Origin of the sequence: Paraglaciecola sp. MB-3u-78 (genome assembly GCF_002835935.1) — a bacterium.
Taxonomy (GTDB): Bacteria; Pseudomonadota; Gammaproteobacteria; order Enterobacterales; family Alteromonadaceae; genus Paraglaciecola.
Genome location: NZ_PJCF01000009.1, coordinates 160,186 through 167,570, shown reverse-complemented (window position 1 = coordinate 167,570; position 7,385 = coordinate 160,186). Strand labels below are relative to the sequence as shown.

9 protein-coding genes and 1 riboswitch are annotated in these 7,385 nt (G+C 42.4%); of the genes, 6 read left to right on the top strand and 3 right to left on the bottom strand.

Annotated features, from left to right (window positions below):
• Positions 1-202: 202 nt before the first annotated feature.
• Positions 203-326, top strand: a riboswitch (SAM-I-IV-variant riboswitch).
• A gap of 39 nt (positions 327-365) precedes the next feature.
• From CXF95_RS30835 to moaA, 4 genes are all read left to right on the top strand, one after another.
• Positions 366-776: a hypothetical protein gene (locus tag CXF95_RS30835; RefSeq protein WP_232787970.1), complete on the top strand. Its 411-nt coding sequence runs from the start codon at positions 366-368 to the stop codon at positions 774-776.
• A 524-nt stretch (positions 777-1,300) separates the two neighbouring features.
• Positions 1,301-1,672, top strand: coding sequence for a hypothetical protein (locus tag CXF95_RS21660; RefSeq protein WP_101200639.1), 372 nt, complete (start codon positions 1,301-1,303; stop codon positions 1,670-1,672).
• Positions 1,669-2,220: an RES family NAD+ phosphorylase gene (locus CXF95_RS21655; protein WP_157828201.1), complete on the top strand. Its 552-nt coding sequence runs from the start codon at positions 1,669-1,671 to the stop codon at positions 2,218-2,220. Before CXF95_RS21660 ends, CXF95_RS21655 begins: the two co-directional genes overlap by 4 nt.
• A 440-nt stretch (positions 2,221-2,660) precedes the next feature.
• Positions 2,661-3,764, top strand: coding sequence for a GTP 3',8-cyclase MoaA (gene moaA, locus CXF95_RS21650; RefSeq protein ID WP_101200638.1), 1,104 nt, complete (start codon positions 2,661-2,663; stop codon positions 3,762-3,764).
• Positions 3,765-3,805: 41 nt separating this feature from the next.
• Here the strand turns inward: moaA and CXF95_RS21645 are convergent, their stop codons facing one another.
• From CXF95_RS21645 to CXF95_RS21635, 3 genes are all read right to left on the bottom strand, one after another.
• Complete coding sequence (locus CXF95_RS21645; RefSeq protein ID WP_101200637.1) at positions 3,806-4,159, bottom strand: hypothetical protein; 354 nt, start codon at positions 4,157-4,159, stop codon at positions 3,806-3,808.
• A gap of 197 nt (positions 4,160-4,356) precedes the next feature.
• On the bottom strand, positions 4,357-4,641 hold the full coding sequence (locus tag CXF95_RS21640) for a hypothetical protein (protein WP_232787969.1): 285 nt from the start codon (positions 4,639-4,641) through the stop codon (positions 4,357-4,359).
• A gap of 80 nt (positions 4,642-4,721) precedes the next feature.
• Positions 4,722-5,378 carry an RHS repeat-associated core domain-containing protein gene (locus CXF95_RS21635; RefSeq protein WP_101200635.1) on the bottom strand — a complete coding sequence of 219 codons (657 nt, stop codon included), beginning with the start codon at positions 5,376-5,378 and terminating at the stop codon, positions 4,722-4,724.
• 563 nt (positions 5,379-5,941) lie between these two features.
• Between CXF95_RS21635 and CXF95_RS21630 the strand changes: the two genes are divergently transcribed.
• Both CXF95_RS21630 and CXF95_RS21625 read left to right on the top strand, forming a co-directional pair.
• Complete coding sequence (locus CXF95_RS21630) at positions 5,942-6,409, top strand: hypothetical protein (protein WP_101200634.1); 468 nt, start codon at positions 5,942-5,944, stop codon at positions 6,407-6,409.
• On the top strand, positions 6,390-7,367 hold the full coding sequence (locus CXF95_RS21625) for a tyrosine-type recombinase/integrase (protein ID WP_157828200.1): 978 nt from the start codon (positions 6,390-6,392) through the stop codon (positions 7,365-7,367). Before CXF95_RS21630 ends, CXF95_RS21625 begins: the two co-directional genes overlap by 20 nt.
• Positions 7,368-7,385: the final 18 nt, after the last annotated feature.

The following is a 7,385-nucleotide window of genomic DNA, read 5'->3' as shown; positions in this document are numbered from 1 at the left end:
TACCTTGAATAAAGCGTTCAAGCTCTTCAATAGTGGTGAGGTTTTCTATATTCATGATCGCTTTCATCTTATGATCATGAACAGAATTTAAGTCTTTAGACGCATTTCATTTTGGAAACACGCAATTAGTTAAGACTCATTTCATATTGGACAAGGCTAAGTCTAGACATCTATATGAAATGAATGTATTGTAAATTTTGTAACATTTCATCAAGAGAAAGTCGCCAGACTTCACCAACCTGCATTATTATTTTGTAAGGTGGTTTTACTCAAATAATGAGTAAGATGTGCTCTTGCATTATTGCATGAGAACTTTAAGGCACTTTGTCTTGTTTAATTTTGACCCTGTTTATTAAGGACATCACATGAGCAACGACAACATTATTACCTTTCCAAAGAAGAAACAGAGTGAGTTTTGCCCCTTTTTATTTGTCGAAACGTTTTTTGAGCATAAACGCGAGTCGTTTTTTGTTATGGGGCTATGCGAGAACCAACGACGGTTACGTTTGTTACCTTTCGTGATTAATGCCGATCAAGAGAGACATCGCATGGCTATTGCTGAAAAAATCGTTACTCACTATTCGATGACAGGGGGATCACTACCTATATGGGGAGATATTGCTTGCTATAAGTATTTCACTTCAGCTGATATTGCTGAGGTATTCTCGATTTCTGGTGAGTTTATTAAAATTTCCAATGAGCCAAACCCAGATGCAGCAACGGCATGTTGGAAGGTGCAGGAAGGGCAGGATCAAAAAAATTACGAAATAAGCTGACTAATTTTGTTAGGGGAAGATTAACATGTCTTTCCCCGCTAATTTCATACATTCCATTTAATGATTTTCTTTTATTATCTCTTAGTGTCACATAAGCAAAAATAAAATGTGAGATTATGGATGGTTACTCCTCAATTACAGAGTAGGCTATTTCTTAAAATCATAAAAAAAGATACGCAGACCGCTAAAAAATCTTCTCTAATTTTGGGTTTTCTTAAACATAAGGTCGACTTGGCTTGTAGCAAATGAGAATCATTTACAACTAAATTTGGTACTTCGTCCTGATTACTTTCCCCTTCGCGCTCCTTTCCGTTTATGCTTTAAAAAGGGTTCCCATCACCATGGAATTCATGATGCCATTAATATGGTGAAACTATCGTCTCATGCCTTAGGAAAAAAGAATGTGGATCCTTAATTTACCTAGTCTAGGTTGAATGTTGCTTCCAACTCTTCGTGAATATTGGTGACACTGCCAACATTATGACATATAATTCGACATATTACTGGTCACAAATGGCGTCACTATGCTTTCTACATTCTCACAAATGCCTGACGGCTCTGAAATAGAAGACCCGCGCAAATGGGTTGAACAACTGCATACCAATATGGAAACGCTGGCCTTCTCTGCAGGTCTGCCAGAGACATCGCTAAAACGTACCGACCGGTTTCAGTCAATCAAAGTGCAATCTCGTTTGCAAGATATTCACGCCATCATTGAGCGAATATCTCCATGGTTCGACTATTCCAAAGAGCGCAGCTGGCTGTGGTTTCGCAGTACACCCATTCCGGCATTTGATAACAAGTCAGCCTCTGAAGTTCTGCGCGAATTCGGCAGCCAGGGACTGATTGCGATAAACGACTACATCGGCATGAAAGAGGCAGGCGGGTTCGAGTGAGCTTGATTGATGAACTCATAGGTGACTTTGAACACACCCAGGGCGACTCAATTAATCAGACAGTCTATCGCGTACACAGCCTAAAATGGGCTTATGCCCCGTTAAGTGGTGATGGTTCGAAATCGCGAGGAGGTCGCTTTAACCCCAAAGGCCAGGCAGCACTTTACACCTGCATCGACCAGTTCACTGCAATGTATGAAAGTAAGGCCGCTGGCGATGGCATCACCCTTATTGATCCCGTCGTACTTTTGTCCTATACAGCCACCTGTGACAGGGTATTAAATGCCGTTGACCATCCCGACACTCGCGCTTACTTCAGTGGTGGATGGTTACTACCTAATAGTCAACGTCGCGGATGGACATTGTTTGAGCGTGCACGACAATCTAGGGTCAACGCGCTTATCGTGCCAAGTTACACCAAATCAAAGGGTAAAAACGTGGTCTTTCTTAATTGGTCTGCTGATACAGTCAAAGTCCACGATCCTGACGGCAGCTTACGCAACACTTATGGCGATTGTTTTGACCAATTTGACTCAAAACCGCAGTAGAGTTCTCATCCCGACAGTTCATAAAACTATCGGGGTCAGAACAATAAAACTAATAAAACTATCGGGGTCAGAACAAAAACTATCGGGGTCAAAAAAACTATCGGGGTCAGAACAAAGTTAAATTAACTCTTACGCCATCCAAGTTTCCTGCCAGGCGGCAATGTATGTTCGCCAATTATTTATAATATTTATTGTTATAGTAGCGATTGAAAACTATCTTAGCAGTGTTATGGTTTCGGTAAGCGAGCATAGGGAGTTACTCCCTAGTGCGAGAGTTGCAGGGAGTCATGTCGCAGCAATATGCCGAGCAAACAATCGATGTGGAAGAAAATACTATCGGCTGAAGCCGCTAGCGTTCTTTGAGACAGGTGGATTATCGCACTATAGCTGCTCGTCACAACTTATCGCTCAAGAATCAATTTATCCATATCAGGCGCCCAATGACTATAAAGTTAATCCCTATTATTGACCTGCTTTCTGCAGGCCAAATGCCGATAATTCCAGCGAACGCGGCTGCCCCTAGTGGCCAGACCTCAGATACACGCGGTAGGCTCTTGGGCGATCTACGTATTTCGGTAACCGACCGCTGTAACTTCCGTTGTACCTATTGTATGCCGAAGGAAATCTTCGGGAATGGCTACCAATACCTGCCACGGTCCGAACTTTTGAGTTTCGAGGAAATCACGCGCATGGCGCGGCTGTTTGTTGCACACGGTGTTACGAAAGTTCGTCTCACGGGCGGCGAGCCCCTGCTGCGTAAAAACCTCGATGTGTTGGTCGAAATGCTGGCCACCCTCAAAACACAAGGCGGAAAACCACTTGATATAGCCCTTACTACGATCGCCACGTTATTACCCAAGAAAGCCAAAGCGCTCAAGGCCGCAGGCCTGAATCGAGTGACTGTCTCACTCGATTCCCTCGATGAGGTGACATTTCGTGCTATGAACGATGTTAATTACCCCGTGGCCGATGTGTTAAAGGGTATCGACGCGGCACACGGCGCTGGCTTTACGTCCATTAAAATCAACATGGTGGTCAAGAAGGGGGTCAACGATAAAGATATCGTTGCCATGGCGCGGCATTTCAAAGGTAGCGGTCACATTGTACGCTTTATCGAATTCATGGACGTGGGCACCTCCAACGGCTGGTGTATGAACGATGTCGTTTCCTCGGCCGAGATTGTACGCATGGTTAACGCTGAGATGCCGCTCATCGAAGCACCATCCAACTACAGCGGTGAAGTCGCCCAGCGCTGGACCTATGCGGATGGTAGCGGCGAAATCGGCGTTATATCCAGCGTAACGCAAGCCTTCTGCTCTACCTGCACACGCGCCCGTGTTTCAACTGATGGCAAGTTGTACACTTGCCTATTCGCGGGGGCGGGCCATGATTTACGGGCACTTATGCGTTCAGGTAAGAGCGATACGCAAATTACCAATGCTATAGGGCTAATTTGGAACCAGCGAGAAGATCGGTATTCAGAACTTCGCACAGAAGCGACGACAAGACACAAAAAAGTTGAGATGTCTTATATCGGCGGCTGACAGTTTCAGTCTATAACTATCGGGGTCAGAGCAAAGTTAAATTAACTCTTACGCCATCCAAGTTTCCTGCCAGGCGGCAATGTATGAAAGCGTCTACCTGTTAGTGATGTCAGTTCGCTTTTAAATCTATCATTACCTAAGGCCATACCTGACTTAGTGGCGGCTCTAATTTCTTCTAACAATTCCCCCTCGACATGACTAGTAAATAAACGACGATAGGTGGCTTGGCGCTCAGTATCATTAATACCTAACGCGGTGTATAAACAATGTGGAGTGCATAGATTTGAAACCTTACCTAATGCATTTATCTGATAACTAGACCAAACATATTCAGAAGGCTGTGCCACCATCGAGGCCCTAACTGGGTTTAGCTCAATACGAGGCAAACGACTCATAGGATGTCCTTATCTTTGAGTTAAGTAAGCAACAAGGTTAGCCTATGCGTTATTTAACGTTGTACTGACCCCGATAGTTCATAGTTACTGACCCCGATAGTTACGATAGTTATTTACAATGGGTGTCTTGTTAATTGTTATTGTTAATTGTTATCTTGTTGCCCCATGTGGCTCAGAAACCGCGGGTAACACGTTGCTTATTCTTCAAAGTTTAACCAATCTACCTTGGTTTCTTTTTTACCTTTTCCAATCCAATCTGCGTACTTCTTTCTAAGAGATTTTCGGCTAGACTTGTCTAATTCAGCAAATTGGCTTTCATAATCCACACCAACTTCACTGCACATAATTTTGTCTTTTCTTAATGTAATGATGTCTAATGGCAACGCAATAAGTGTGCATAAAACCAAAAGGCCGCCAAATGCATATGAAAAAGCTATAAAAGACTTCTCAAGATCGAAAGACTTAAAGTTTTGAATTACCATGACAATAAGTATAACCAACGTTAAATTAACTAAATATGAGAAAAAGTTTTCATACCTAGTCGTTAACCTTTTCACATTCATTATTTGTCGTCCTTCCACACGGTTTCAAATATTTTCTTGGTCGCTTCTACGGCTTGATTGACTGCTTGTTGCTTACCACCACTCAACCCCAATTTCCCAGTAGTTGCAGAAACACTTGAGTTAGTCAATCCGCCTTCAGCGCCACTAGCCAAGTCGCCACCTAGATCATGCTGCAAACCTTCGTGTTGCACGCTATCAACAATATTGTTGGTAGCATTTTCCAAACCAGATGTAAGCGTTGCAGTAGTAGTATTTAAACCTATATTTGTCGCTGTTGCTTTCACACTGCTTCCAGTCAACGCCTTGACTGCAATCGCTGCTTTATCAATTTTCGATCCGATTCCAACACCTACTGCACCCATAACACCAGCTACTAAAATTTTAGAACCGTTCACTTTAGAGAAGTCGCCACCGCTTTCTATAAGTTGTACCGTCAATTCTAAACCCATACTAAATAACGCTCCTGCCACAAACTGTCCAAACTCCCCAGTCGGACCCACCATATTAACCGGATCATTCCCCACATAAGCATAAAGATTCATCTGATCTTCATAACCCACAGGATCAGTTTGCAGGAATCGGCCTAACTTTGGATGATAAATCCGTGCTTTGTAATAAAGTAATCGTAATGACGAACCAGTATTCTGACTACCCAACTACTTCATATTAAGTGACTTTTGTTGGGGTTGATATGAGTTACCTTAAAATATCATATATTTTATATTATCGGGTTGAGCAACGGGGATCTCTTCATGAAAGGTTCATTTCGCCTGTTTTATTGTTCTCGTTGCCATTCAAAAACCGTTATATGTTCTCGTTGTGATAGAGGCAATATATATTGTCGCTCCGCTTGCGGATATTTTGCACGCAAAATCACGCTTCAACGAGCCGCTAAAAGATATCAAGCTACCCGCATTGGTCGTCTAAATAATGCCACTAGACAACAGCGGTTTAGAACAAAGCAAAAGCAAAAAGTAACGCATCAGGGTTCCAATACTTTACCTTGCTATGCTGTAGTGCCCATAAAGCAGTATAAAGAAGTTAAGGATGTCGATGCTAATAACATCGCTAACTTAACGACATGCCATTTCTGTTTAACAAATACTTCTAATTGCTTAAGAATATTTTATTTGCATACGAGTAACGTTAAGCATCCAGCCAAACCCAAATAGCTTGAAATAGCCGAGTTAATACAGATTAAAGGAAATAGGTGAAACCAATGCATGAAGAAATATTTGGACAGCTATCGCTTGAAGATATGTATATCAAGCAAGCGTTCGATTTCTACCGAAGCTGCTTACTTGGTAGTGACAACAAGCGCTTGATTACATCTTCACTAACAACGATACCCACAGAGCTACAATCTCACTCCTACATGGGGATTTGTGACCGAACTTTAGGCTTACAAATCCCTAACGGAAGAACACTAGAAGGTGGCGCTATTCGTGGTCAACTTCAACATTGCGGCTTATTAACAGCGAAAGGGGGTGAGTTATTTCGTGGCTGTGTTGTTTTTCCAGAGCGTGATGAATTTGGTCATTTCGTTTCAGCCGTTGGCTATCGTTATGGTCGGGTTCGTTCATGGCAACCTGCGATTATCCGCTGGCACAAACCTGAGTTGGGTCAATTTGTCTTAGACGGTATGAAATTAGTTAAGGAGATATCATATGCAAAAGCCTACCACTAATCGTTTATGGCGTTGTGTTCGCTACTACTTAGCCTTATGCCTCTCACGTGGACAAGCTGATGATACCATTCGAGCAAAAAAATACAGTCTAAGAAAATTCTGCATGTGGTGTTTTACTCGAGACGTATTGACTATCCAGCAGATTGATATCGCATTGATGGATGATTATATGGAGCATCTCAATGCGTACCGCAAACCTAAGGACAACCAGCCAATTTGTAAGGCGAATAAATACGCATTACTGTTAAATGTGAAAACCTTTATGGGGAAAATGCACAACCGAGGGTTGATTGAAAATAACCCAGTGGCGCATATTGAATTACCTACAGTGGGTAGACCATTACCTAAAGCTATTTTTACCGCAGAGGTAGTTGAAAAAATACTAGAGCAACCCCTTCTGTTTGGTGAAAAAGGACTTGTCGATAGAGTCATTCTTGAAACTTTTTTTGCTACAGGTATTCGCAGAGTTGAGCTGAGAGACCTCGATGTTGAAGATATCGATATTAAGCAACAACTGGTGCGTATCAGAAAAGGCAAAGGTGACAGAGAATACATATTGCCCATTAGTGAGCGAGCATGTGAATGGATAGTATTTTATCTTGCTAAGTTAAGACCTCAACTTGCCACCATTGCATCAGGCAGTGCGCTTTTTCTAAATGATAAAGGAGCACGTTTTAGAGTAAACGCATTATCTGATGCGACTTCACGTTTTGTAAGACTTGCTGGCTTTAAACGTGGCGGCGCATGTCACTTGTTTCGTCATTCAACGGCAACGATCATGTTAGATAATGGCGCTGACCTTCGTCATGTGCAAGAGATGCTAGGCCATGCGAACATTACGAGCACACAAGTTTATACTTTTGTTTCTCGTTCAAAACTAACAGAGGTTTATAACAAAACTCATCCATCTGCGTTGAGCCAGTCATCAATGTTTAGCGATAGTGACTTAGATGCTTAAATCTGTTATTGTGATCTA

Excerpts from the sequence above, each read along its gene's own strand:
- CXF95_RS30835 (WP_232787970.1), top strand. The coding sequence starts at position 366 with ATGAGCAACGACAACATTATTACCTTTCCAAAGAAGAAACAGAGTGAG.
- CXF95_RS21640 (WP_232787969.1), bottom strand. The coding sequence starts at position 4,641 with ATGGTAATTCAAAACTTTAAGTCTTTCGATCTTGAGAAGTCTTTTATA.
- CXF95_RS21645 (WP_101200637.1), bottom strand. The coding sequence starts at position 4,159 with ATGAGTCGTTTGCCTCGTATTGAGCTAAACCCAGTTAGGGCCTCGATG.
- CXF95_RS21625 (WP_157828200.1), top strand. The coding sequence starts at position 6,390 with ATGCAAAAGCCTACCACTAATCGTTTATGGCGTTGTGTTCGCTACTAC.
- CXF95_RS21630 (WP_101200634.1), top strand. The coding sequence starts at position 5,942 with ATGCATGAAGAAATATTTGGACAGCTATCGCTTGAAGATATGTATATC.
- CXF95_RS21660 (WP_101200639.1), top strand. The coding sequence starts at position 1,301 with ATGCTTTCTACATTCTCACAAATGCCTGACGGCTCTGAAATAGAAGAC.
- moaA (WP_101200638.1), top strand. The coding sequence starts at position 2,661 with ATGACTATAAAGTTAATCCCTATTATTGACCTGCTTTCTGCAGGCCAA.